Origin of the sequence: Aquicoccus sp. SU-CL01552, from assembly GCF_040365005.1 — a bacterium.
GTDB lineage: Bacteria > Pseudomonadota > Alphaproteobacteria > Rhodobacterales > Rhodobacteraceae > Antarcticimicrobium.
Genome location: NZ_BAABWV010000003.1, coordinates 222490 through 245689, shown reverse-complemented (window position 1 = coordinate 245689; position 23200 = coordinate 222490). Strand labels below are relative to the sequence as shown.

General features: G+C 65.9%; 20 protein-coding genes. 7 read left to right on the top strand and 13 right to left on the bottom strand.

Annotated elements, in window-relative coordinates:
* Nucleotides 1-75 precede the first annotated feature (75 nt).
* The 4 genes from ABWV23_RS05370 (at nucleotide 76) to ABWV23_RS05355 (ending at nucleotide 6374) form a co-directional block, all read left to right on the top strand.
* The gene (locus ABWV23_RS05370) at nucleotides 76-1473 is read left to right on the top strand and encodes an efflux RND transporter periplasmic adaptor subunit (RefSeq protein WP_353345711.1); all 1398 of its coding nucleotides are present in this window, start codon (nucleotides 76-78) and stop codon (nucleotides 1471-1473) included.
* Nucleotides 1470-4628, top strand: a complete 3159-nt coding sequence (locus ABWV23_RS05365) for an efflux RND transporter permease subunit (protein WP_353345709.1) — start codon at nucleotides 1470-1472, stop codon at nucleotides 4626-4628. The genes ABWV23_RS05370 and ABWV23_RS05365 overlap by 4 nt, the downstream gene beginning before the upstream one ends.
* 91 nt (nucleotides 4629-4719) lie before the next feature.
* On the top strand, nucleotides 4720-5457 hold the full coding sequence (locus ABWV23_RS22395; RefSeq protein ID WP_502901597.1) for a hypothetical protein: 738 nt from the start codon (nucleotides 4720-4722) through the stop codon (nucleotides 5455-5457).
* A gap of 296 nt (nucleotides 5458-5753) precedes the next feature.
* Entirely contained in the window at nucleotides 5754-6374 is a 621-nt protein-coding gene (locus ABWV23_RS05355) for a TetR/AcrR family transcriptional regulator (protein WP_353345705.1), read from the top strand.
* Nucleotides 6375-6431: 57 nt separating this feature from the next.
* Here the strand turns inward: ABWV23_RS05355 and ABWV23_RS05350 are convergent, their stop codons facing one another.
* The 10 genes from ABWV23_RS05350 to ABWV23_RS05305 form a co-directional block, all read right to left on the bottom strand.
* Nucleotides 6432-6884, bottom strand: coding sequence for an SRPBCC family protein (locus ABWV23_RS05350; protein WP_353345703.1), 453 nt, complete (start codon nucleotides 6882-6884; stop codon nucleotides 6432-6434).
* A gap of 112 nt (nucleotides 6885-6996) precedes the next feature.
* A complete protein-coding gene (locus tag ABWV23_RS05345) occupies nucleotides 6997-7812 on the bottom strand; it encodes an XdhC family protein (protein WP_353345701.1) in 816 nt (271 codons plus the stop codon).
* A 15-nt stretch (nucleotides 7813-7827) separates the two neighbouring features.
* Nucleotides 7828-9012: a vWA domain-containing protein gene (locus ABWV23_RS05340; protein WP_353345699.1), complete on the bottom strand. Its 1185-nt coding sequence runs from the start codon at nucleotides 9010-9012 to the stop codon at nucleotides 7828-7830.
* Entirely contained in the window at nucleotides 9012-9875 is an 864-nt protein-coding gene (locus ABWV23_RS05335; protein WP_353345697.1) for an AAA family ATPase, read from the bottom strand. The genes ABWV23_RS05340 and ABWV23_RS05335 overlap by 1 nt, the downstream gene beginning before the upstream one ends.
* A gap of 60 nt (nucleotides 9876-9935) precedes the next feature.
* Nucleotides 9936-12356, bottom strand: a complete 2421-nt coding sequence (locus tag ABWV23_RS05330) for an aerobic carbon-monoxide dehydrogenase large subunit (protein ID WP_353345695.1) — start codon at nucleotides 12354-12356, stop codon at nucleotides 9936-9938.
* Nucleotides 12353-12847, bottom strand: a complete 495-nt coding sequence (locus ABWV23_RS05325) for a (2Fe-2S)-binding protein (protein WP_353345693.1) — start codon at nucleotides 12845-12847, stop codon at nucleotides 12353-12355. The genes ABWV23_RS05330 and ABWV23_RS05325 overlap by 4 nt, the downstream gene beginning before the upstream one ends.
* A gap of 13 nt (nucleotides 12848-12860) precedes the next feature.
* A complete protein-coding gene (locus ABWV23_RS05320) occupies nucleotides 12861-13694 on the bottom strand; it encodes an FAD binding domain-containing protein (protein WP_353345691.1) in 834 nt (277 codons plus the stop codon).
* A 134-nt stretch (nucleotides 13695-13828) separates the two neighbouring features.
* Nucleotides 13829-14965 (bottom strand): MHYT domain-containing protein, encoded by a 1137-nt coding sequence (locus ABWV23_RS05315; RefSeq protein WP_353345689.1) that lies wholly within the window; start codon nucleotides 14963-14965, stop codon nucleotides 13829-13831.
* A 90-nt stretch (nucleotides 14966-15055) separates the two neighbouring features.
* Entirely contained in the window at nucleotides 15056-16255 is a 1200-nt protein-coding gene (gene rlmN / locus ABWV23_RS05310) for a dual-specificity RNA methyltransferase RlmN (protein ID WP_353345687.1), read from the bottom strand.
* Nucleotides 16256-16378: 123 nt separating this feature from the next.
* Nucleotides 16379-16924 (bottom strand): invasion associated locus B family protein, encoded by a 546-nt coding sequence (locus ABWV23_RS05305; protein WP_353345685.1) that lies wholly within the window; start codon nucleotides 16922-16924, stop codon nucleotides 16379-16381.
* Nucleotides 16925-17097: 173 nt separating this feature from the next.
* Between ABWV23_RS05305 and ABWV23_RS05300 the strand changes: the two genes are divergently transcribed.
* Nucleotides 17098-18099 (top strand): asparaginase, encoded by a 1002-nt coding sequence (locus ABWV23_RS05300; RefSeq protein WP_353345683.1) that lies wholly within the window; start codon nucleotides 17098-17100, stop codon nucleotides 18097-18099.
* Here ABWV23_RS05300 and ABWV23_RS05295 read toward each other — a convergent pair.
* A complete protein-coding gene (locus tag ABWV23_RS05295) occupies nucleotides 18089-18976 on the bottom strand; it encodes a LysR family transcriptional regulator (protein WP_353345681.1) in 888 nt (295 codons plus the stop codon). The genes ABWV23_RS05300 and ABWV23_RS05295 overlap by 11 nt on opposite strands.
* A gap of 92 nt (nucleotides 18977-19068) precedes the next feature.
* Between ABWV23_RS05295 and ABWV23_RS05290 the strand changes: the two genes are divergently transcribed.
* Complete coding sequence (locus tag ABWV23_RS05290; protein ID WP_353345679.1) at nucleotides 19069-19695, top strand: class I SAM-dependent DNA methyltransferase; 627 nt, start codon at nucleotides 19069-19071, stop codon at nucleotides 19693-19695.
* Here the strand turns inward: ABWV23_RS05290 and serB are convergent.
* Nucleotides 19692-20570, bottom strand: coding sequence for a phosphoserine phosphatase SerB (gene serB / locus ABWV23_RS05285; protein ID WP_353345677.1), 879 nt, complete (start codon nucleotides 20568-20570; stop codon nucleotides 19692-19694). The genes ABWV23_RS05290 and serB overlap by 4 nt on opposite strands.
* 82 nt (nucleotides 20571-20652) lie before the next feature.
* Nucleotides 20653-21708, bottom strand: coding sequence for an AI-2E family transporter (locus ABWV23_RS05280; RefSeq protein ID WP_353345675.1), 1056 nt, complete (start codon nucleotides 21706-21708; stop codon nucleotides 20653-20655).
* Nucleotides 21709-21968: 260 nt separating this feature from the next.
* Between ABWV23_RS05280 and ABWV23_RS05275 the strand changes: the two genes are divergently transcribed.
* Nucleotides 21969-23114 carry a phosphoserine transaminase gene (locus ABWV23_RS05275; protein WP_353345673.1) on the top strand — a complete coding sequence of 382 codons (1146 nt, stop codon included), beginning with the start codon at nucleotides 21969-21971 and terminating at the stop codon, nucleotides 23112-23114.
* Nucleotides 23115-23200 lie beyond the last annotated feature (86 nt).

Below are 23200 nucleotides of genomic sequence, written 5' to 3'. Positions count from 1 at the left end.
ATCCGCCGAACGGTGACCTCGGCGCGACAAGCTGGCGCAAGGCCCGACCTTGTATCGAGCGGATATAGATAGTAAGTGATCACTATCTATTTGACGAGCTGCCCGCCGAGGGCGCGCAGGCCCGGGGGCGATGCGCCCGGTCGATTTGAAACCAGTGGGAGTTCAAAGGTGAAAATACCGCGTGTATTACGGTTGCTCCCCCCCATCGCGCTCGGCGTCGCGGCCGCTGCCTGGTTCATCTCGCACGCGGAACCTCCGGCGCGGGTGGACGACGCCGGACGCAGCATCGCCGCGCGGACGATGATCGCTTCTGCCGAACCGGTACGCACGGTTGTTCGCGGCTATGGCAATGTCCAGGCCGCGCGCAGCTGGGAGGCGGTTTCCGAGGTCGCGGGCACCATCGTGTGGCGTCATCCGGACCTGGAAACCGGCAACATGCTTGAGGAGGGCACCGCGGCGCTGAAAATCGACCCGTCGGCCTATGAACTGGCGGTTGCGCAGGCCGAGGCGGATCTGTCCACGTTGCAAGCCGATGTCGCGCAGATAGCCATCGACGAGACGAATACTCGTCGGCTGCTGGCGCTGGAACAGAACCGGTTGGACCTGGCCGAAAGCGAACTGAACCGGATCCGGGACCTGCGCGAAAGGGGGGTGGCGGCGCAATCCGCGCTCGACAGCCAGGAACGTGCCACCCTGACGGTTCGCCGCGCGGTCGGAGAGTTGCAGAATACGCTTGCGCTGATCCCGAGCCGGCGACACCGGCTCGACGCGCAAATGGCCCGCACGACGGCGATCCTTGCACGGGCAAGGCGGGATCTTGAAATGACCGAGATCACGGTTCCCTTCGATCTGCGGATCGGCAAGGTGCATGTCGAGCGGCACCAGTTCGTGGCCGCGGGACAGCCTCTGATCACGGCTGACGATGTCGGACAGGTGGAAATCACGGCGCAGATTCCCGTCGCGTCGTTCCGGCGCCTTCTTGGCCGTGAAGCAACCGACCAACCCATGTCCCCCTCGGATCTGCCCGACCGTTTCGCCGGGGTCTCTGTCGAGGTGACCCTGGTGTCGGACGACCAACAGGCATGGGCCGGGCGCCTGGTGCGGGTGGAAAACGCGCTTGATCCACAGGCCCGCTCGGTGCCGGCCGTTGTCGTCGTGGATGACCCCTACGCCGGGGTGAACCCGCCCGACCGCCTTCCGCTGGTGCCGAACATGTATGTCGAACTCACCCTCACCGGCCCGGTGGTGGCGACACAGGTGACGCTTCCGGACAGTGCGGTGCACGAAGGCGGCATCGTCTACCTGCGCGATGGCGCGGGGCGGCTCGAGTTGCGCCGGGTGTCTGTCGGATGGCTCCAGTCCGGGACCGCCATTATTTTAGACGGGGTGTTTCCCGGCGAGGAGGTCATTCTCGACGATCTCGTGCCGGCAGTTCCCGGCATGATCGTCGTGCCGGTCGGGGAGCCGAAATGATCCGCTGGTTTGCAGAACACCCGACCGCGGCCAATCTGTTGTTGGTGCTGGTCTTTGCGGCCGGGGCGATGGCGGCGCCGACGCTCAAGCGGGAAACCTTTCCCGATTTCCGACCGGTCGAGGCGGAGATACGTGTCGTGTACCGGGGCGCCACCGCCGAAGAGGTCGAGGACACGGTGTGCCGGCGCATCTGGGATGCGGTCGAAAGCGTCGAGAACCTGGATGAACTGACCTGCACCGCGCAAGGCAGCATTGCCCGCGCGGTCGCGACCATGGACCCCGGCGGCGATTCCGCGCGCTTCGTGAACGATCTGCGCACCGAGGTCACGGCGGTCGATGATTTTCCCGCAGAGGCGGACCCGGCCACGGTGCGCGAATTGCACCGCACCGATACCGTCACCTCGGTCGCCGTGGCGGGCGACCTGCCCGCCGCCCATCTGGAACGCTACGCCGCCGGGTTGCAGGATCAACTGTCCGCCTTGCCGGGGGTGGCCAAGGTCACGATCTCGGGCTTCGGAGAGCGGCAGTTCCGCGTCACCGTTCCCCGCGCGATAATGGAACAGCACGGGTTGACCGTCGCCGGGCTGGCCGCGCAGATCGACGCCCAGAGCGTGGATCGCCCGCTGGGCACGCTTGAAACCACCCGCCGCGACATCAGCCTGCGCTTTGCCGACGAACGCCGCAGCATCGCGGGCCTGGCCGGATTGGTTGTGCTGTCGAAACCGAACGGTGCTGAACTCACGTTGGGGCAGATCGCGACCATCACCGAGCATTACACCCCCGAGGAAGAGCTGGCCTTCCTGGACGGGCAGCGCGCGGTGTTTCTTCAGGTCGACAAGGCGCTGGGCGCCGACGCGCTGGAGGTGTTCGACAGCGTCACGCAACTGGTCGAGGAGGAGCGCGTCGCCCTGCCGGACACGCTCAGGCTCGAGATCGTCAAGGACATGACCAGCATCGTGCGCGACCGCCTGGTGATGCTGGTGCAGAACGGGCTCATGGGGCTGGTGCTGGTGATCGCGGTGATGAGCCTGTTCTTCCGGCCCGGGTTCGCGATCTGGGCCGCGATGGGGTTGCCGGTGGCCTTCATGGGCGCCTTCGCGGGAATGGCCCTGCAGGGGTTGTCGCTGAACATGATGACACTGGTCGCCCTGCTGATGGCGATCGGCATCGTGATGGACGACTCGATCGTGATCTCCGATTCCATCGCCGAGGCCGCCGCCCGTGGCGCCACGCGGACCGAGGCCGCGATCAAGGGCACCCTTGCGGTGATGCCGGGCGTGCTGTCGTCCTTTGCCACGACGATCGCGGTTTTCGGGCCGCTCGCCTTTCTGGCGGGGGATCTGGGCGCGGTCCTGGAGGTGGTTCCGCTGGTCCTGATCGCGGCCTTGGCGGCAAGCCTGGCCGAGGCGTTCTGGGTGTTGCCGCATCACCTGAGCCACGGGCTGAAAAGCGCCGAGAAACCGCCCTCGCGGTTCCGCGCCGGGTTCGACGCCGGGTTCGAGCGCTTCCGCGAGAACCGGATCGGTGCGCTGGCGGATATGGCGATCCGTCAGCGATACCTTGTCACCGGCGCGACCATTGCGACACTGATCGTGACCGTCGGGCTGATGGGTGGCGGCTATCTCAAGCGCGAGGCGATCCCTTCCATCGACGGTGATGTGCTGGAGGCCCGGATCCTGATGCCGCAGGGCACGCCGCTGGCCCGCACCACCGAGGTGGTCGACCGGGTGTCGGCGGCGCTGCAGCGGGTCGACGCCACCTTTGCCCCGGATCAGCCGGAGGGGACGGCGCTGGTCAAATCCCTGCAGGTGCGGTTCAACCAGAATGCCACGGCGGGTGAGACCGGACCGCATGTGGCCACGATCAGTGTCGATCTTTTGGGTGCCGAGACGCGGACCGTGACACTGGACGAGATCGTGACCCTGTGGCGGCAGGAGATCGGGGAGGTGCCCGGCGCCCTGGCGATCCTGCTGACCGAGCCCGGCATCGGGCCGCAGGGGATCGCGATCGAGATTCGCCTGTCGGCTGCGGACCTTGATGAGTTGTCGATCGCGGCGGATCGGTTGCTTGCCGAAACCCGGAGCTATGCCGGGGTCTTCAACGCCACCCATGATCTGCATCCGGGCAAGCCGGAACTTCGGCTGCACCTGGCCGAGGGGGCGACCGCGCTGGGATTGACGGCGCGCGATGTCGCGGGACAGATCAGTGCCGCCTTTCTGGGCCGGGTCATCATGACGGTGCAGGAGGGGGACATCGCGCATGAGATCGAGCTTGAGCACACATTGCAGGACCGCGACTCGCGCGACGATCTGCGTGATTTCACGGTGACCCTGCCAAGCGGGCAGGCGGTGCCGCTGTCGACCGTGGCGCGGGTCGAGGCGGCGCGGGGGTTGTCCTCGATCACCCATGTCGACGGGCGGCGCACGGTCACCGTTCAGGCCGACGTCGATACAAGGATCGGCAACGCCGACGCCATCGTGTCCGAACTGGCGAACGGGTTCCTTCCCGGACTTGCCGCCACCATGCCCGGGCTGCGTTTCGAGATCGGCGGTCAGAGCGCAAATTCCGCGGAAACCGTCGTGTCGATCCTGCGCGGTTTCCTGATCGGTCTTATCGGCATCTACGTGGTGCTGTCGTTTCAGTTCCGCAGCTATGTCGAGCCGGTGATCGTGATGGTCTCGATCCCGCTGGCCTTTATCGGCGTGATCCTGGGGCACCTGATCATGGGGTACAACATCTCGATGCCGTCCCTGATCGGCGCCGCGTCGCTGGCCGGGATCGTGGTCAACAACGCGATCCTGCTGGTGCAGGTCATCAAGCGGCACGCCGGCGAGGGGATGGACCTGGCGCAGGCGGCCGGACGGGCCAGCCGCGAACGGCTTCGCCCGATCCTGATGTCGGTGTCCACGACGATGATGGGGCTCGTGCCCTTGCTGATGGAAACCAGCACGCAGGCACAGACGTTGAAGCCGCTGGTGATTTCGGTCGTCTTCGGCCTGTTCTCCTCCACGATCCTTGTGCTGATCGTCCTGCCTGCCTTTTACGCCATCCTCGGCGATCTGGGGATGGCGCGGGTGTCCCGCGCGCGGGTGGAACCCGACGTCGCGCCGCCGATGTCCGATGTAAAACAGAAAGGGGAACGTCTTGCCGAGTGATGCTTTGTGTCGTCCGGGTTGATGTCTTGCCCGCCGCAGAGATCCGTCCGAGGTAGGCCGGTCGCGACACCCCCTGATCGCCGGGTGGACCATGGCCGGAATCACGCAATGGGCCAAGACTGCAACGCTGGCCGTGGCCATCCTGATCGCGTTCTGCATGGAGGCGGAGGATGCCCTGTCGGCCGGCGAGATCCGGAGCCGGATCATCGGCCACAGCTTTCAGGGCCGCAAAGGGATCGTGTCGGTATCGCTGCGCTATGCCGAGGATGGCGCCGTGTCGATGCGGACACCGGTCGGCAGCGGGGTGGGAACCTGGGCGCTGCCGGCGCTGCGATCGCGGATCTCCTTACCGTCCGGTCCGGGATTCGGGCCGTTTGCCGGCGGTTCAAACATCAGGCGCATCCGCTGGTTTTCTCCCGGACGCAGGTCTTGCGGACTTCGACCCGCGCAGCGCCACGGCGACGATGATGCCCCAGATCGCGGTGCGCAGGCCCAAGGCCCCGGCGGTGCGGATCTCATAGGCCCCTCCGAACGCCACATGGATCCAGAACGCGACCATGATCAGGAGCGTGCTCACAAGGATCGCGACCGACAACCGGATGGCCCAGGACCGCACCATGAACAGACCGACACCCGCGGCGACATAGGCAAAACCCGCCAGGAAATTGAACCACAGAACGAATGGGACCGCGTCACCGACAGCGGCGCGCATCTCGGGCGTACCGAACAGGGCACGCCCCCCCGACACCATGGTCAGAAGGCCGAACAGGACAGCAACACCCGCCACCGCCCGGAGTGTCCATCGCGTTTTTCCCATAAGCCCTCCTGATCTCCGGCGGCCGCATCTGGGCCTGCCTGATTTTCGACATTGCCGGCCATCGGCGTGAGATAGTAAGTGATTACTATACTGAGTCAAGCCATGGTGCCGACCAAGAATTGGGCGATGTGCGTGGCCCGCGCAGGCGCTCTGTCGTATGTCTCCGGACCGGGCGCATTGAGGCGCTTGCCCCAGACAGCGGAAAAATTGGGCGGAGCGTGATCGGTCCTTTCGGCCACCGACGGAACCTCTGTATTATCGGCAACGAGATCGAGGATTGTGCCAGCCGGGCAAACGGAGGTTTTCAGGTGACCAAGACCAGGCAGAAGAAGATCCCGGCCGAGGAGCGCCGGAACGTGACCGTCGAGGCGGTCATCGACCTTGCCGCATCGACCAACCCGGACACCATCACGACCGCCGCGATCGCCAAGCACATGAAGCTGACGCAGGGCGCGATCTTTCGTCATTTTCCGAACAAGGACGCGATCTGGACGGCGGTGATGGACTGGGTGACGCGGACCTTGATGACCCGGATTGACGGCGCCGCCAAGGATATCGAGTCGCCGGTCGGGAAGATGGAGGCGATGTTTTTGGCCCACATCGGATTTGTCTCGGATCATCCCGGCGCGCCCCGGATGCTGTTCGGCGAGCTTCAGGCGGCGCGCAAGACTCCGGCGAAACGCCTGGCGCAGAGCCTCATGGCGCAGTACGGCGCGCGCCTGCATGACCTGCTCACGGCCGGGAAGACCAATGGAGAGTTGCGCGACGACCTTGATGTCGAGGCCGCCGCGACGCTTTTCATCGGCACGATTCAGGGGCTGGTGATGCAATCCCTGATCGCCGGCGACATGAAGCGGATGAAGGCCGCCGCCCCGGGGGTCTTCGCGATCTACCTGCGCGGCATTTCAAAGGACCTCGCAAGGTCCTGATGATGCAATCGCCACCCCGGCGTCAGGGGCCGCCAAACAAGGGTGCGGGACCTGTACTCATCCGACGGGGCTTTCGGAGACCTCTGCCGCAAACGCAGTGAAGAACTTGCCCGAGAGCTTGGCCGCGGTTCCCCGGATCAGGCGGCTGCCCAGTTGGGCGATCTTGCCGCCGACATCGGCCTTGGCGTTGTAGGCCAGTCGGGTGCCGCCCTCGACATCGGTCAGGGTGACATCCGCGCCGCCCTTGGCGAACCCCGCAGCGCCCCCCTTGCCCTCGCCCATCAGGCTGAAACCATCGGGCGCGCCGGCGGTGTCGAGCGTCACGGTCCCGGCGAACCGGGCCTTGACCGGGCCGATCTTGAGAACGACCTTCGCCTCGAGCTCCGTTGGCGAATGCTGGATCAACTCCTCGCAGCCGGGAATGCAGCGGCGGAGAACCTCGGGATCGTTGAGCGCCGCGTAGACGGTCGATTTCGGCGCGTTGATGGTGATTTCGTCGCTGAGCTCCATGGTGTTCTCAGTCCTTTCTCAGCAGCATTTCGGGTGGCTGTGCAGCAGGATCTCCTGCCGTTGCTCGTCGGTCAGGGCGGGCGCACGCGGCGTCCAAAGACGCCTTAGCCAGTTACGCATGGTTTTCATCTGCTTCTCCTCCTTGGGTGTTGCGCCCGGTGTTGCGCCACTGGACGATCTCGGCCATCACCGACAGGGCAATTTCCTGCGGGTCTATGGCGTGGATATCGAGGCCGGCCGGGGACTTGAGCCGGGCGATGCGATCGGCCTCCATCCCGGCGGCGGCGAGCTTGGCGATCAGCGCGTCGGCCTTGCGGCGCGAGGCGACCATCGAGACGTGGGTGGCCGGGCTTTCCAGCGCGGCGCGCAGGCAGGCCAGATCCTGGGTGCCCTGGCTGGCGACGACGACGAAATCGCGCGGTCCGAGCAGCAGGGCCGAGATGTCATTGCCGGCGAAACGCGCGGCCTCCGGCGGGCCATCCGCACCGTCCGGCAGCGCGAGGCGATATCCGGCCAGCACCGCATGCGCGGCCAGCGCCCGGCTGATCGGGGTGTCGCCAAAGACCACCAGCATGGGCGGCAGTTCAAAGGGTTCGAGCAGCACATCCACGGTTCCACCCGAGGGGCAGCCGCTCTGGAACACCTGGGTGCCGTCGGCATCGGTGAGCGAGACCACCTTTTCCGAGGGCTTCACTCGGATCAGCCGGGTCTCGCCCGCTTCGAGCGCCATCTGCCCGGCGCTGAGCACCGCGCGTTTCACGCAGGCGCCGCCCAGGTGGCCCAGGATCTCGCCCGCCTCGGTCACCACCGCCTTGGCGCCAGCCTTGGCCGAGGTCACGTCCGCCGTGCGTACCACGGTCGCCACGCAGAACGGGCGCCCGGCCCGGCGTTGCTGGTCGATCGTATCGAAGATGTCGAAGGATCCCATGGTTTCTTCCTTTGTTCAGAGCCGTGCGAATTCCGGTTCGAGGGCGGCCAACGCCTCGATGGTGTTGGCGGGCAGATGCGCGTCGAGATGGGGCAGGGCGGCCGCCATGGCGGCGGCGACGGGGGCATAATCCTTCCAGCCCATCAGCGGGTTCAGCCAGACGACGCGCCCCGCCTTGCGCCGGATCCGGGCCAGCGCCCCGGCCAATTTTTCCGGCGGGCCGGTGCAATAGCCGTCCGACAGGATGAGGACGACGCTGCGCCGGGTGAGCGCCCTGGCGGCATAGGTCTCGACAAAGGCGTTCAGCGAGGCGCCGATATCGGTGCCGCCGCCGAACCCCTCGGCCATCAGGCTGAGCCGCTCCGCCGCGCGCAGCGTGTCGCGGTCGCGCAGGGCGCCGGTCACCCGCATCAACCGGGTGTGAAACAGATAGGCGTCGGCGGTAGTGTCGGCATCGACCAGCCCCTTGAGAAAGGCCAGGAACACCCGCGCATAGAGTTGCATCGACCCGGAGACATCGCAGAGCACCACGATGCGCATCGGGCGGTCCGGGCGCCGCTTGCGGAACAGGTCGATCGGCTCGCCACCACGGGCAAGGCTCGCGCGCAGGGTGCGGCGCAGGTCCGCCATTTCCCCGCGCCGGGCCTGCCGGCGCCGGCGCGAGCGACGGTCGCGGATGGAACGGGCCAGCACCTCGGCGGCGCGTTCCGCCTCGCGCCGGCTGTCTTCGTCCATCACCTCGCGCAGGTCGCGCTTGCGCAGGTTGTCGGTGCGGGTGGCGATCAATCGGCCGTCGATACCCTCGGCCTCTCCCTCTCCCTCGCCGGGGGTGGTGTCGCCGTCGCTGTCGGCGGCCCCGTCGCCCGGTGCCTCGAAATGGTCCTGCCACAGGGTGGGCCGCGCCGATTGCACCCGGACATGGGCATTGGCGGTGCCGCTCCGGGTCTTGCCGCTGTTGAACCAATAGGCATCGAACAACGCGTCGAACCGCCGCCAGCCTTCGGCATCGGGCACGATCAGCGATTTCAGCGCCAGCCGGGCCTCGGCGGGATCGGTTGCGTTCACCGCCCCCAGCACCGCCAGCGCATCCGCTGTCTCGCCCGGGCCCAGCTTCATGCCGTTCATGCGCAGATGCGCGATGAACCCGGTCATCCGGTCGGCCAGCCCTTCGGCGCGCGCGGGAAAGCGGGTCACGCCCATCACGCCACCTTGCCGATGATGCGGTCGAGGACTTCGGCGGGGGCGGCATCGCGGTCGGCGGCGGTTTTCAACAGGCAGACCAGCGTCGCCTGAACCGTCGCGCGATCCTCGGCCAGGTCGTTGATGCCCAGCCCGGCAAGCGCGGCGGCCCAGTCCAGCATTTCGGCGATTCCGGGTGTCTTTTCCAGCTCCTCGCGCCGCAGCGCCTGCACCACGCCGACGATCTGGCGGGCGAGCCGGGCCTCGAGCTTCGGACCGCGCCTGGCGAGGATCGCCAGTTCCGTGTCACGGTCTGGGTAATCGATGTAGGAATACAGGCACCGGCGCCGCAGCGCGTCCGACAGGTCGCGGGTGCCGTTGGCGGTCAGGATCACCACTGGACGGGCGGTGGCGGTGATGGTGCCGGTCTCGGGTATGGTGACCTGGAAATCGGACAGGATCTCCAGCAGATAGGCTTCGAACTCCTCGTCGGCGCGGTCGATCTCGTCGATCAGAAGAACCGGCGGCTCGTCCTGTGTGATGGCCTCGAGCAGCGGCCGCTTGAGCAGGAACCTGTCGGAAAACAGCGCCTCTTCGCTGGCGTGATCGGCCCGGATCGCCAGCAACTGGCGCTGGTAATTCCATTCGTAGATCGCGTGCGAGGAATCGAGCCCCTCGTAACATTGCAGGCGGATCAACCTTGCTCCGAGGTGTTCCGTGAGGGCCTTCGCCACCTCGGTCTTGCCGACCCCGGCAGGCCCCTCCAGCAGCAGTGGCCGCCCCAGCGACAGCGCGAGATGAAGCGCCATCGCAAGGGTGTCCTCGGCAACATAGCCGATCCGGCCAAGGGCCTCTTTCAGGGCGATATGGGTGTCGACTGTCATGATTGATCCGCCTGCAAATCGCCGTCCGCCCCATCCCCGGTGACGGGCGGCGAATTTCCCTCAGCCGTGCAGGCCAAGCGTGTCGGCGATCGTCCAGATGCGCCATTGATCGTGCGGCATGTGGCTCTGAACCAGGCCGAACGGACGAAACGCATCGTGCACCGCGTTGGAAAACGCCGGGACAGACCCGACGTTCGGGCTTTCCCCCACCCCCTTGGCGCCGATCGGGTGATGCGGGCTGGGGGTGACCGTGAAGTCGGTGGTGTAATGCGGCGTTTCCCACGAGGTCGGGACGAAGAAATCCATCAGCGTCGCGCTCTTGTGGTTGCCCATGTCGTCATAGGCGATCTCCTGCCCCATCGCGATGGCATAGCCTTCGGTGGCGCCGCCATGGACCTGGCCCTCGATGATCATCGGATTGATCCGGGTGCCGCAATCGTCCAGCGCGTAGAACTTGCGCACCTGATGCTCGCCGCTGTCCACGTCGATCTCCATCACGCAGATATAGGCGCCGAAGGGATAGGTCATGTTCGGCGGATCGTAATAACTGACCGCCTCCAGCCCCGGTTCAAGCCCCGGAATCGGCTGGTTGTAGGAGGCAAAGGCGATTTCCTTCATCGTCTTGAACCGTTCCGGCGCCCCCTTGACCACGAAACGGTCGACATCGAACTCGACGTCGTCGTCGTGCACCTCGAGCAGATAGGCCGCGATCATCTGCGCCTTGGCGCGGATCTTGCGCGCCGCCATCGCCGTGGCCGCCCCCGCCACCGGGGTCGAGCGCGAGCCATAGGTGCCCAATCCGTATGGCGCGGTGTCGGTGTCGCCCTCCTCCAGCGTGATGTCGTCGGCGGGAATGCCGATCTCGCTGGCGATGATCTGGGCAAAGGTGGTGGCGTGGCCCTGGCCCTGGCTGATGGTGCCCAGCCGCGCGATGGCCGAGCCGGTGGGGTGAATGCGGATCTCGCAACTGTCGAACATGCCAAGCCCGAGGATATCGCAGTTCTTGACCGGTCCGGCACCGACGATCTCGGTGAAATGCGTCAGGCCGATGCCGATAAGCTTGCGGGTCTTGCCGGCCTTGAAATCCGCGATCCGCTGCGCCTGTTCCTCGCGCAGCTCGTCATAGCCCACCGCCTTCAGCGCCTTGTCCCAGGCGGCGTGGTAATTGCCGGAATCGTATTCCCAGCCCAGTGCCGACTGATAGGGGAACTGCTCCTCGCGGATGAAGTTGATGCGGCGCAGCTCGGCGGCATCCATGCCCAGCTTGATCGCCAGCACCTCGATCATCCGTTCGATGAAATAGGCCGCCTCGGTCACCCGGAACGAACAGCGATAGGCCACCCCGCCCGGCGCCTTGTTGGTATAGACACCGTCGACCGCCAGGTAGGCCACCGGGATGTCATAGGAGCCGGTGCAGATGTTCATGAACCCGGCCGGGAACTTGGTCGGGTCGGCGCAGGCATCGAAACCGCCGTGATCGGCGGTGGTGTGGCACCACAGCCCGGTGATCTTGCCCTCTTTCGTGGCCGAGATCTTGCCCTGCATCCAGTAGTCGCGGGCAAAGGCGGTGGACATCAGGTTGTCCATCCGGCTTTCGACCCATTTCACCGGCTTGCCAGTGACGATCGAGGCGACGATGGAACAGATGTAACCGGGATAGACGCCGACCTTGTTGCCGAAACCGCCGCCGATATCGGGGCTGATGACACGGATGTTGTGCTCGGCAATGCCCGAGATCAGCGAGGCGACCGTGCGCACCGCATGCGGAGCCTGGAAGGTGCCCCAGAGGGTCAGCTTGCCGGTGACCTTGTCCATCGAGGCGACGCAGCCGCAGGTTTCCAGCGGCATCGGGTGGGTGCGGTGGTAATAGACCATCTCCTCGGCCACCACCTCGGCCTCGTCCAGCACCTGTTCGGTCGCGTCCTTGTCGCCCATCTCCCAGGTGAAGATGTGGTTGTGATGGCGGCGCGGACCGTGGGCGCCCTCGGTCTGGCCCTCCAGGTCCTCGCGCAGCACCGGGGCATCCGGGTCCATCGCCTTGAACGGGTCGGTGACGACCGGCAGTTCCTCGTAGTCGACCTCGACGGCGGCGACGCCATCGGCGGCGGCATAGCGGTCGGTGGCGACGACAAAGGCCACCTCCTGGCCCTGGAACAGCACCTTGCCGTCGGCCAGAACCATCTGCTTGTCACCGGCCAGCGTCGGCATCCAGTGCAGCCCGAGCGGTTCCAGGTCCGCGGCGGTCAGCACCGCCAGCACGCCGGGCACCTTGAGCGCCGCTTCGGTCTCGATCGACGTCACCCGCGCATGGGCATAGGGAGAGCGGACGAAATCGCCGACCAGCATCCCGTCAAGCTTGATGTCGTCGACGTAGTTTCCCTTGCCTTGGGTAAAGCGCACGTCCTCGACGCGCTTGCGCGAACAGCCCATCCCCTTGAGGTTGGCACTGCGATCTTCGGGGGTTTGAACCTCGTCCTTCATTCCGCAGCCTCCTTCATGGCATTGAGCTGTTCGGCCGAGGCCAGGATGGCCTTGACGATGTTCTGGTAGCCGGTGCAGCGGCACAGGTTGCCGGCCATGCCGAACCGCACCTCGTCCTCGGTCGGGTCCGGGTTCTCCTGAAGCAGGCGATGGGCGCGGGTGATCATGCCCGGCGTGCAGAAACCGCATTGCAGACCGTGATGTTCGCGGAACATCTCCTGGATCACGCCGAGGCTGCCGTCGGCATTGGTCAGCCCCTCGACAGTGGTAATCTCGGTTCCGTTCGCCTGGCCGACGAAGACGGTGCAGGATTTCACCGACTTGCCGTTCATATCGACGGTGCAGGCGCCGCAATGGCTGGTTTCGCAGCCGATGTGCGGCCCGGTGACCCTCAGGTTCTCGCGCAGGAAGTGGATCAACAGGGTGCGCGGTTCGGCGAGCCCCTCGACCTCCTGGCCATTGAGGTTGAATTTGACGTGCATCTTGCTCATGGATTTGCCTCCCTTACGACCGGCGCGACAGCGCGCTGTCGATGGCGCGGCGCAGAACCACCGCTGCGACGTGTTTCTTGAACGCGACCGGGCCGCGCATGTCCTCTTGCGGGTCGATGGCGCCCAGCATGGCCGCGACACAGCCCTCGATATCTCCGGCGGCCAGCGCGGCACCCGCCGCCTCCGACCAGATCGGCGTATCGGCCAGGTTGGTCATGGCAACCGATGCGCTGCCGTTGTCCACCAGCACGGCGGCGGCGGCGGTGGCATAGTCGCCGATCTTGCGTTTTTGCTTGGCATAGGCGTACCCGGTGCCCGGCGCGGGGGTCGGGATGATGATCGCGGTCAGGATCTCCTCGTCCTCGCGGGCGGTGAAATAGGCGGCCTCGTAGAAATCGCGCGCCGCCACCTGCCGCGTACCGTCGGGGCCGGTCAGGTCAAAGCGTGCGTCCAGGCACTGCATCAGCCCGGGCATGTCGTTGCCCGGATCGCCGTTGGCGACATTGCCGCCGATGGTGCCAAGGTAGCGTACCTGGGGGTCGGCGATCTGCAGCGCCGCCTCGCGCAGGATCGGCAGTGCGGCGGCAAGCCCGTCGTGCACGATCATCTCGTGCTGCGTGGTCATTGCGCCGATGGTGACGGCGTCGCCCGCAACCGCGATGCCCCTCATCGCGTCGATGTCCTGCAAGTCGACGAGATGGCCCAACTCGGCCATGCGCAGCTTCATCATCGGGATCAGGCTGTGCCCGCCCGCGACCACGCGCGCCTCGTCTCCATGCTGTTTCAGAATGTCTATCGCCGACGTCAGATCGGCGGGTCGATGATACTCGAACCCGGCTGGTATCATGATGGTCCTCCCTGCGGCATCGCTGTCGATGTCGTCACTCGAGGGTCAGGGAAGACCGGCCCGCCGCCAAACACCCGCGCCCGAATGTCGCGGCTTTCTGCACGAGTTGCGAATAACCTGCGCGAGTTGCGAATTCAGACGCCCAGGGCCTCGCGCACATCAGCCAGGCGCGAGCGGCTGACCGGCGCCTTGGCGAGGGACTCGGTGTTCTTGAAGAAACAGACGCCGGTATCCTTGGTGCGCTGGAACTCGCTGACATAGGCCGGGTTGATCAGGTACGACCGGTGCACGCGGATGAACCGATGCGGTTTGAGCCGGCTGTAGGCCTCGGAAATGGACCAGGGACACAGGAACTTGTCCTTGCCGGTATAGAGCACGGTGTAATGGCCCTCGGCCCGGACTGCGGCGATGGTCGCGGACTCGGCGAACCGCGTGGTTCCATCCCGCTCGTAAGGAACGGGCAGGGCGGTCGGGCTCGTTTCCGGCAGCGTTGCGGATGGACCGGGCGACGATTCGGCGGCCTCCGCGTCCGGCTCCGGGGCATTGGAAACGGCGCCGGAGCCGAAGAACGACACACCGCTGAGCAGCGACACGCCGCTGATGACGAAGGACGACACCGTGACCAGCATCGCCAGCACGGCGTTGCTCAGAATCGGGCCCGCCGTCGAAGCCACGTCCGAGCGGTAGAACTGCGTGCCCGTCATCGCGATGAAATGCATCGAGACGACGGCAGCGGCGAAACAGAGCGTGCCCAGCAGGATATGCCCACGCGTCCGCGACCCATAGGCGACCCAGACTGCCAGGCTCGACAGGGCCAGCGCCGCGACCAGCGCCACCCCCACGCCAAGCGGCCGAAAGACCGGCCCGCACATCTCCATCCCCAGCATGCCGATGTAATGCATGGCCACGATGCCGGCCCCCATGATGCAACCGGCCGCCGTGATCGTGACCGGTGTGCGCCGCGCGAAGTGCAGCACCAGAAGCGCCAACCCCACCATCAGGATGGCGACCAGCGCCGACATCAGCGTGATCAGCCCGTCATAATAGAACAACTCGGGCAGTTGCAGGCCCAGCATGGCGACGAAGTGCATCGACCAGATGCCGCCGCCCAGAACGATCGCCGCCACGGCGACCAGGAACTTGCGCTGCACGATGGGCATGAGGGAGGCCCCGCGCAGTAGCGACAGCCCGCTGAACCCTGCGAACAGGGCCACGGCGAAAGACGCCGCGACCAGCCACGTATTGTGGGTAAACTCCAACACCCGCGCCATTCCTCCCTGAGCGCGGATAGTAGCACAGAGCGGCCACGGCGCAATTCCGCACATCGGCGGTTCCTTGCGCCTCGGGAACACCCGGAAGTGTCAGCCCTTCAGCCCGGCCTCGGCCGCGATCTGCTTGCGCGACTTGCGTTCGCGTTCGGTGGCGGATTTCAACTGGCCGCAGGCGGCCATGATGTCCTCGCCGCGCGGGGTGCGGATCGGGCTGGCATAGCCGGCCTTGTAGATGATGTCGGCAAATGCGCGGATGCGGTTGTTGGACGACCGCTTGTAGGGGGCGCCGGGCCATTCGTTGAACGGGATCAGGTTGATCTTGGCCGGGATGCCGTGATCCTTGATCAGCTTGATCAGGCGGCGCGCATCCTCGTCGGTATCGTTCACCCCGTTCAGCATCACGTATTCAAAGGTGATACGCTCGGAATTGGACACCTTGGGATAGCTCGCCAGCGCGGCCAGCAGTTCCTCGATGTTCCAGCGCTTGTTGATCGGGACAAGCACGTTGCGCACCTCGTCGGTGGTGGCGTGGAACGAAATCGCCAGCTGACATCCGATCTCCTGCGCGGTGCGGGCGATCTCGGGCACCACGCCGCTGGTCGACAGGGTGATGCGACGGCGCGACAATTGGATCCCCTCGGGGTCCATCGCGATCTTCATCGCGTCGCGCACGTTCTCGAAATTGTAAAGCGGCTCGCCCATCCCCATCAGCACGATGTTGGACAACAGCCGGGTCTCATCCTTGGGCGCCCCGGGCACCGGCCATTCACCCAGGTCGTCGCGCGCCATCATCACCTGGCCGATGATCTCGCCGGCGGTCAGGTTGCGCACCAGTTTCTGCGTGCCGGTGTGGCAGAACGAACAGGTCAGCGTGCATCCCACCTGAGACGAGACGCAAAGCGTGCCGCGATCCTCTTCGGGGATGTAGACCACCTCGACCTCGTGCCCGCCGGCGATGCGCACCAGGTATTTTCGGGTGCCGTCGCTGCTGACCTGTCGGCTCACCATCTCGGGGATCTCGATGGTGAAATGCTCGGCCAGCAGGGCGCGATAGGGCTTGGCAAGGTTGGTCATCTGCGCGAAATCGCGCACACCCCACTGATAGATCCACTGCCAGACCTGGTTTACCCGCATCTTCGACTGCTTCTCGGGCGTGCCCGCCGCGATGAACGCTGCGCGCATCTGGTCGCGGGTCAACCCGACAAGGTTCACCGGTCCCTCCGGCAGCTTGCGGGGAATCGTCATGACATCCTGGGTGATCGGTGTGGTCACGGGGTCGGGGGCGGACATGGGCGGCGGCTTTCGCGGTTATCGGTGCGGAATGGCCCCTATATAGGGTTTTGCGCCGATTTCAAAAGGATTCAGCCGCACCCGCCGGGGCGCGGCCGATCATGGAGTCCGCATCGTGGCCGATCAGTTGGAGCAGCGCTTCTCGGCATCCTCGACCGCGGCGGTGAACCCCAGCAGCGAAAAGGTATCCTTGGTCTGGGTGCCGCGGGTCGAGCGCGCGGTCAGGATCGCACTGGTGCCCCGCTTCATCGCGGTGATGATCTTGGCATCATCGGCCTCGGTTGCGGGCCAGGCCCATTCCCCGTCGGTGAACAGCTCGAACTCGGTGCCGCCGATATCCAGGTTCACGGTCGAGCCGTCGGCAAAGGGGTAGCCGCCGGTAAAGGTGACCTGTCCCTTGACCCCGGCGCCCGGCCGGTAAAACACGAACAGCAGGATGTCACCGCGCCGCACCGCCACCACGCGTCCGTCGCGGGTATTCACGGTTTCCTTGGGGGCGGAGACGCTCCAGCATTCCTTTGGATCGGCCTCGACGAAGACGCTCCAATCGGTTTCTGCTGCCACGCGGTTGGTGCTTTCTTCCTGCGCGATTGCATTGGTTGCTGCGAAGGTTGCGGCCATTCCGGCCATGCACAGGCCCGCCAGCGCGCGGGCGTGTTTCAATCCCATGTGTCCAGCCTCCCAGACTGTCCGTTACCTCAATTCCAAGGGGCGCACGCGGCGTTTGTTTCGCCGTCTGTCCCGTCGCGCACCCGACGCTTGCCGACATACGCACAGTAACGTAACTTGCGCCACGGGCGAAAGAGCGATTGGCGGGAATTCGCCAAAATCCGGAGCATTTCATGACCGAACCAGTCCCGATGGCCGAACTTTGGCGGGCCGACCTGTTGGAAAGCCGGCATCTTGGACATGGCGTCGTCTGCGACGACAGCGGCCAGATCGTGCAGGCCTGGGGCGATGCGCAGGCACTGATCTATCCGCGCAGCTCGTGCAAGATGATCCAGGCGCTGCCGCTGGTGACCTCCGGGGCGGCGGCGAAATACGGGTTGCGGTCGGAGCAGCTGGCACTGGCCTGCGCCTCGCACAATGGGGCTGAGATCCATACCTCGCGGGTGCGGGCCTGGCTGGGTGACCTGGGGCTGGGCGACAGCGATTTCCGATGCGGTTCGCAGATGCCCGATGACCGTGAGGCGCGCTATGCGCTGATCCGCGGGCACGAGGAACCGTGCCAGTACTACAACAACTGCTCGGGCAAGCATTGCGGGTTCCTGACCCTGGCGCAGCACATGGGCGCAGGGCCGGAGTACTGCGAGATCGACCACCCGGTGCAGCGCGCGGTGCGCGACGCCTTCGAAGAGGTCACCGGTGCGGCCAGCCCCGGCTATGGAATCGACGGCTGCTCGGCGCCGAATTTCCAGACCACGCTGCACGGGCTGGCGCGGGCGATGGCGTGGTTCGCCAGTGCCGGCGACCGGAGTGACCGCCAGAGCATGGCGGCGCAACAGCTTGTCGCGGCGATGGTCGCCCACCCCGACCTTGTCGCCGGCGAGGGGCGCGCCTGTACCGAGTTGATGCGCGCGATGGAGGGCCGCGTCGCGGTCAAGACCGGGGCCGAGGGGGTGTTCGTCGCGATCCTGCCGGAACGGCGGCTGGGCGTCGCGCTCAAGATCGCCGATGGTGCGACCCGGGCCAGCGAATGCGCCATCGCCGCGATCCTGACCGGGCTGGGCGTGCTCGACCCTGATCATCCGGCGACCGCGCGGCGGCTGAACCCGCCGATCCTGAACCGCCGCAAGATGGAGGTAGGCGAAACCCGCCCGGCAGCGGGGTTGCTCAGCCGCTGAGTTCCTCGACCAGCAGGTCAAAGACCAGGCGGATGCGCCGGTTGGTCCGCAACTCCCGATGGCTGACCAGCCAGGAGGGCACCGGGATCGGCGTGAACCCCGGCAGGATCGGGCGCGCACCGGGGACATGGGCCGCGATCGTGGGCGTCAATACCCCGATCGCCTCGCCGCGCCGGATCATCTCGAGCAGCACCATGCCACTGGCCGAGGACACCCGGACATTGTCGCGGCTCAGCACCAGCCCCCGCGCCTGCATCTCGGTCACGAAACGCCCCAGCGGCTCGAACGCCGCAAAATATGCGCCGTTCAGATTGCCCGGATCGGTCGGTTCGCCATAGCGCGCGAGATAGGCGCCGGTGGCATAGCAGCGCGCCTCTTCCTGCCTGAGCTTGCGGGCGATCAGGTCGGGCTGGTCGGGGCGCAGGTGGCGGATGGCGATGTCGGCCTCGCGCCGGCGCAGGTTCTGCACCTCGTTCGAGGCGACCACCTCGACGGTGATTCCGGGGGCCTCCCGCGATAGCCGGATCAGCGCGGGCGGCAGGATCAGCGCGGCGGTGATATCGCCGGCGGTAATGGTCACATGCCCCTCGATCGCCTCGCTTTGGCCGGTGGCGATCAGCGAGAACTGCCCGGCGGCCTCGCCCATGTGGCGCACCTGTTCCAGCAATTCCAGCCCGGCCTCGGTCAGTTGCAGCGCTCGTCCGGTCCGGTCGAACAACTGGACGCCCAGCCGTTCCTCCAGCGCCGCGACCTGGCGGCCCAGCGTCGGCTGGGTCATCCCCAAGGCCCGCGCCGCGGCCGAGAGCGACCCCTCTTCCGCGGTCACCAGAAAGGCGCGCGCCTGGTTCCAGTCAAACCGGATGCTGCTCCAATTCATGCAAAACCGTATACTGTGGATGCGAAAACGGGCAATTCCCAAAAGCCTGTGCATTGATATCCCGCTGTCACCGATTGTGATAGGATAAAAAGATGAGCCCTTCTGTTGTCTTCTGGGACGGGATCGCGGCGAAATACGCCAAGCGCCCGGTTCGTAACCCGACCGCCTACAGCGAAACCCTTGCCGCGACCGCCGCGCTGCTCACCCCCAGCGACCGGGTGCTGGAACTGGGCTGTGGCACCGGGACCACCGCGCTGAAACTCGCGCCCCACGTCCAGACGCTGACCGCCACCGACCTCTCGCCCGAGATGATCGCCATCGCCGAAGAGAAACGCCGCGCGGCGGGGGCGGCGAACCTGCGTTTCGCTTCTGCCGGCATCGCGGAGGTGGGGGAAGGGGAGGAGCCCTATGACGCGGTGCTGGCCTTCAACCTGCTGCACCTGATCGAGGATCTCGACGGGGCGCTCGCGGCGATCTACCGCCAAGTAAAACCGGGCGGGCTGTTCATTTCCAAGTCTGGCTGCCTCGGCCAGATGAACCCGCTGCTGCGCCCGCTGATCCGGGTGATGCAGCTGTTCGGCAAGGCGCCCTACGTCAGGGTGTTCAAGGGCCCCGAACTGGAGGCGGCGATCACCCGCGCCGGGTTCGTGCTGGAACAGTCGTGCACCTTTACCGGGGCGCGGGAATCGCTTTTCGTGGTGGCGCGGCGCCCCGGTTAGACCGTCGCGAATTCCTCCCGCGCATAGCCCTGAAGGTAGAGCAGCGCGGTCAAGTCGCCGAAGTTCACCCGCACGTCGCATTGCGCCGCGACCGTGGGCTTGGCATGCAGCGCCACGCCGGTGCCGGCCCGGCCCAGCATGCCCAGATCGTTGGCGCCGTCGCCCACGGCGATCACCTCCGATTCAGCGATACCCAGCCGCGCGGTGACCTGTTCCAGCGCCTCGACCTTGGCCGCTCGGCCAAGGATCGGGCGCTGGACATCGCCGGTCAGCGTGCCGCTCTCGACCAGCAGCGTGTTGGCGCGGTTCTCGTCGAACCCGAGCTGTGCGGCGACCGACCGGGTAAAGGCGGTGAACCCGCCCGAGACCAGCAGCGCAAAGGCACCGCCCGCCCGCATCGTGGCCACCAGCTCACGCCCCCCCGGCATCAGGGTGATCCGTTCTTTCAGCACCTGTGCGATCACCGTTTCGGGCAATCCTTTGAGCAACCCGACACGCTCGGTCAGGGCGCCTTCGAAATCCAGCTCGCCGTTCATCGCGCGGGCGGTGATTTCCTTGACCCGGTCACCGACTCCGGCCATGTCGGCCAGCTCGTCGATGCATTCCTGCTGGATCATGGTGCTGTCCATGTCGGCAATCAGCATCCGTTTCCGGCGCCCCTCGGCAGACTGAACGACGAGATCGACGCGCATTTTCTGCACCTCGTCCCAAACCTCCCAGCGGTTGTCGGGAATCGCCGGCAGGGGGAATTCCACCGCATGTCCCGGCGCCAGCCAGACCGCGTCGCCTCCGCCCCAGGCATTGCGCAGCGACGAGACCAGCGCCGGGTCGATCTCGGGCCCGGTGGGGGCGGTCAGCAGGGTGGCGATATACATGTGGCGCTCCGGTCATGGTGCAGGGTCGCGCCGGTAATAACGTCAGCGGCAGGGAATTTGCCAGCCCCCGCGACTGCGACCCTCACGGATCGCCGGTTTCCGACATCAGCACCGCGACAAAGCGCACGCTGGGAAGCTCGGCCAGGATGATCATCACCATCGCGGTCAGCGGGATCGCAAGGATCGCCCCCATCATCCCCCAGAGCGCGGTCCAGATCGCCAGCGACAGCAGCACCGTGAACGGGCTGAGGTTGACCGATTTGCCCAGGAACTTCGGCTCGATGTAATAGGCGACCGCCATCTGCGGGATCATCAGCGCAACCAGCGCCAGCGCGGCGTGCCCAAAAGAGGCGAACTGCACAAGGCTGGTGGTCACCGGAAAGGCCACTGCGACGACCGAGCCGATATAGGGGATGTAGTTCAGCAGCGCGATCACCAGCGCCCAGAACACCGGAAAATCGATTCCCAGCGCCCAGAGAACCGCCAGCGAGACCAGCCCGAGGATCACGTTCACCAGCGTCTTGGCAGCCAGGTAACCGCCGATGCGGTCGTTGATCTGCTGTACCACCTCCAGCATGTGCTCGGCCTGTTCGCTGCGATCCAGCGCGCGGCGGGTCTTTTCCGGCAGCCCGTCCAGCTCGGCCACGATGAAGACGGCATAGAGCGCGGCGGCGAGCACGACAGAGCCGGCGTTGGTGATGGTCGCAAGGGCGGCGGGCATCAGCGAGGTGCTGTCCAGCAGGTCGAGCAGCCGTTGCGAAAGCTGCGCCCAGCTGGGCAGTTCGTCGACCCCCAACAGATGCAGCAACCGGGCCTGCAGCGCATCGAAATTCTCTGCGTAGCCCGGGATCGCGGCCGAGATTGCGGCGGCATTGGTGGTGATGAACGAGGCCAGGACCAGCACGCTGGCAACGATGCCCGTCAGCACGATCAGCCGGCGCCAGCGTCGACGCAGCCGCCCCACCAGCGGCAGGCGCTCCAGCGCGTCGGCGGCGGTGGTCAGGACATAGACCACGATCACCGCCACCAGCACCGGCAGCAGGATCGACTGACCGATCCGCAGCAGCCAGCCGATCATCAGCATCAGCGCGACCGAGCAGGTCACCACCAGTAGTCTGTTGAGCCCCTGTGTCTGCATGTGCCTGTTCCTTCGGGGTGCCGGTTGCCGTCGCTCCTAGAAAACCAGTCCGGCGGCCCGGCGGCAATGCCGCAGTGGCCCGCCGCATCGGGTCCGGGGGTTTCCGATCGGAAGCAAGGCGCACCCTGCACCTTTCCAAAGCGACATTTTGACCGGAAATTGCGACATCAGCCATGTTGCGTGCCGCCCGAATCGTCCGTATACGCGTCGGCGGGACACCCCTCCCCAACGAGGGGCGCTTATCTGGAAGGGTAGCTGAAATGGCTATGCACAAACCGGCATCGCGGCCGGCCAATCCGCGTTTTTCCTCTGGCCCCTGTGCCAAGATTCCCCAATTCAACCTGGACATGCTCGCTGACGCCGCACTCGGCCGCTCGCACCGTGCCGCTGTCGGCAAGGACAAGCTGAAGGCGGCCATCGAGGGCACGCGCGAGATCCTCGGCATCCCGGCCGACTACAAGATCGGCATCGTGCCGGCCTCGGACACCGGCGCGGTCGAAATGGCGCTGTGGTCGATGCTGGGCGCCCGCAAGGCCGAGATGCTGGCCTGGGAAAGCTTCGGCTCCGGCTGGGTCACCGACGTGGTCAAGCAGCTCAAGATCGACGCCGAGGTGAAAACCGCCGACTATGGCCAGATCGTCGACCTTGCGACCGTCGATTTCGACAATGACGTCGTCTTCACCTGGAACGGCACCACCTCGGGCGTGCGCGTGCCAAACGGCGATGCGATCCCGACGGACCGCGCCGGCCTGACCATCTGCGATGCCACCTCTGCCGCCTTTGCCCAGGACCTGCCCTGGGACAAGCTGGATGTGACCACCTTCTCCTGGCAAAAGGTGATGGGCGGCGAAGCGGCCCACGGCATGCTGATCCTGTCGCCGCGTGCGGTGGAGCGGCTGGAAAGCTATACCCCCGCCTGGCCGCTGCCCAAGATTTTCCGCCTGACCAAGGGCGGCAAGCTGATCGAGGGCATCTTTACCGGTGCCACCATCAACACCCCCTCCATGCTCGCGGTCGAGGATTACCTCGTCGCGCTGGACTGGGCGCGCAAGATCGGCGGTCTGCCCGAACTGATGAAACGGGCCGATACCAACGCCAAGGTGCTGTGGGATTTCTGTGACCGGAATGACTGGCTCGCCAACCTGGCCGAGGATCCGGCGACGCGCTCGAACACCTCTGTCTGCCTGAAGTTCACCGATGATCGGATCGCCGATCCGGCGGCCTTCGCCAAGGCGGTTGCCAAGAAGCTGGAAACCTATGACGCGGCCTATGACATCGGTGCCTATCGCGATGCGCCGGCCGGCCTGCGTATCTGGTGCGGTGCGACCATCGAGGCGGCGGATGTCGAGAAACTGACGCTCTGGCTCAAATGGGCCTTCGAGGAAGTGCTCGAAGCTCAGGCGTAACCGCGCCCCTGCATTTCCCTGATCCCCAGCCGCCCCGGACCCGATCCGGGGCGCGCCTTTCCCCTATTCATATGCAAAGGACCAGA

Bases quoted from the DNA above. Each gene is read 5' to 3' on its own strand.
- ABWV23_RS05320 (WP_353345691.1), bottom strand. From the start codon at position 13,694: ATGATACCAGCCGGGTTCGAGTATCATCGACCCGCCGATCTGACGTCG.
- ABWV23_RS05275 (WP_353345673.1), top strand. From the start codon at position 21,969: ATGGCTATGCACAAACCGGCATCGCGGCCGGCCAATCCGCGTTTTTCC.
- ABWV23_RS05325 (WP_353345693.1), bottom strand. From the start codon at position 12,847: ATGAGCAAGATGCACGTCAAATTCAACCTCAATGGCCAGGAGGTCGAG.
- ABWV23_RS05315 (WP_353345689.1), bottom strand. From the start codon at position 14,965: ATGGCGCGGGTGTTGGAGTTTACCCACAATACGTGGCTGGTCGCGGCG.
- ABWV23_RS05345 (WP_353345701.1), bottom strand. From the start codon at position 7,812: ATGGGATCCTTCGACATCTTCGATACGATCGACCAGCAACGCCGGGCC.
- ABWV23_RS05280 (WP_353345675.1), bottom strand. From the start codon at position 21,708: ATGCAGACACAGGGGCTCAACAGACTACTGGTGGTGACCTGCTCGGTC.
- ABWV23_RS05350 (WP_353345703.1), bottom strand. From the start codon at position 6,884: ATGGAGCTCAGCGACGAAATCACCATCAACGCGCCGAAATCGACCGTC.
- ABWV23_RS05330 (WP_353345695.1), bottom strand. From the start codon at position 12,356: ATGAAGGACGAGGTTCAAACCCCCGAAGATCGCAGTGCCAACCTCAAG.
- ABWV23_RS05335 (WP_353345697.1), bottom strand. From the start codon at position 9,875: ATGACAGTCGACACCCATATCGCCCTGAAAGAGGCCCTTGGCCGGATC.
- ABWV23_RS05365 (WP_353345709.1), top strand. From the start codon at position 1,470: ATGATCCGCTGGTTTGCAGAACACCCGACCGCGGCCAATCTGTTGTTG.
- ABWV23_RS05295 (WP_353345681.1), bottom strand. From the start codon at position 18,976: ATGAATTGGAGCAGCATCCGGTTTGACTGGAACCAGGCGCGCGCCTTT.
- serB (WP_353345677.1), bottom strand. From the start codon at position 20,570: ATGTATATCGCCACCCTGCTGACCGCCCCCACCGGGCCCGAGATCGAC.
- ABWV23_RS05340 (WP_353345699.1), bottom strand. From the start codon at position 9,012: ATGGGCGTGACCCGCTTTCCCGCGCGCGCCGAAGGGCTGGCCGACCGG.
- ABWV23_RS05305 (WP_353345685.1), bottom strand. From the start codon at position 16,924: ATGGGATTGAAACACGCCCGCGCGCTGGCGGGCCTGTGCATGGCCGGA.
- ABWV23_RS22395 (WP_502901597.1), top strand. From the start codon at position 4,720: ATGGCCGGAATCACGCAATGGGCCAAGACTGCAACGCTGGCCGTGGCC.
- rlmN (WP_353345687.1), bottom strand. From the start codon at position 16,255: ATGTCCGCCCCCGACCCCGTGACCACACCGATCACCCAGGATGTCATG.
- ABWV23_RS05290 (WP_353345679.1), top strand. From the start codon at position 19,069: ATGAGCCCTTCTGTTGTCTTCTGGGACGGGATCGCGGCGAAATACGCC.
- ABWV23_RS05300 (WP_353345683.1), top strand. From the start codon at position 17,098: ATGACCGAACCAGTCCCGATGGCCGAACTTTGGCGGGCCGACCTGTTG.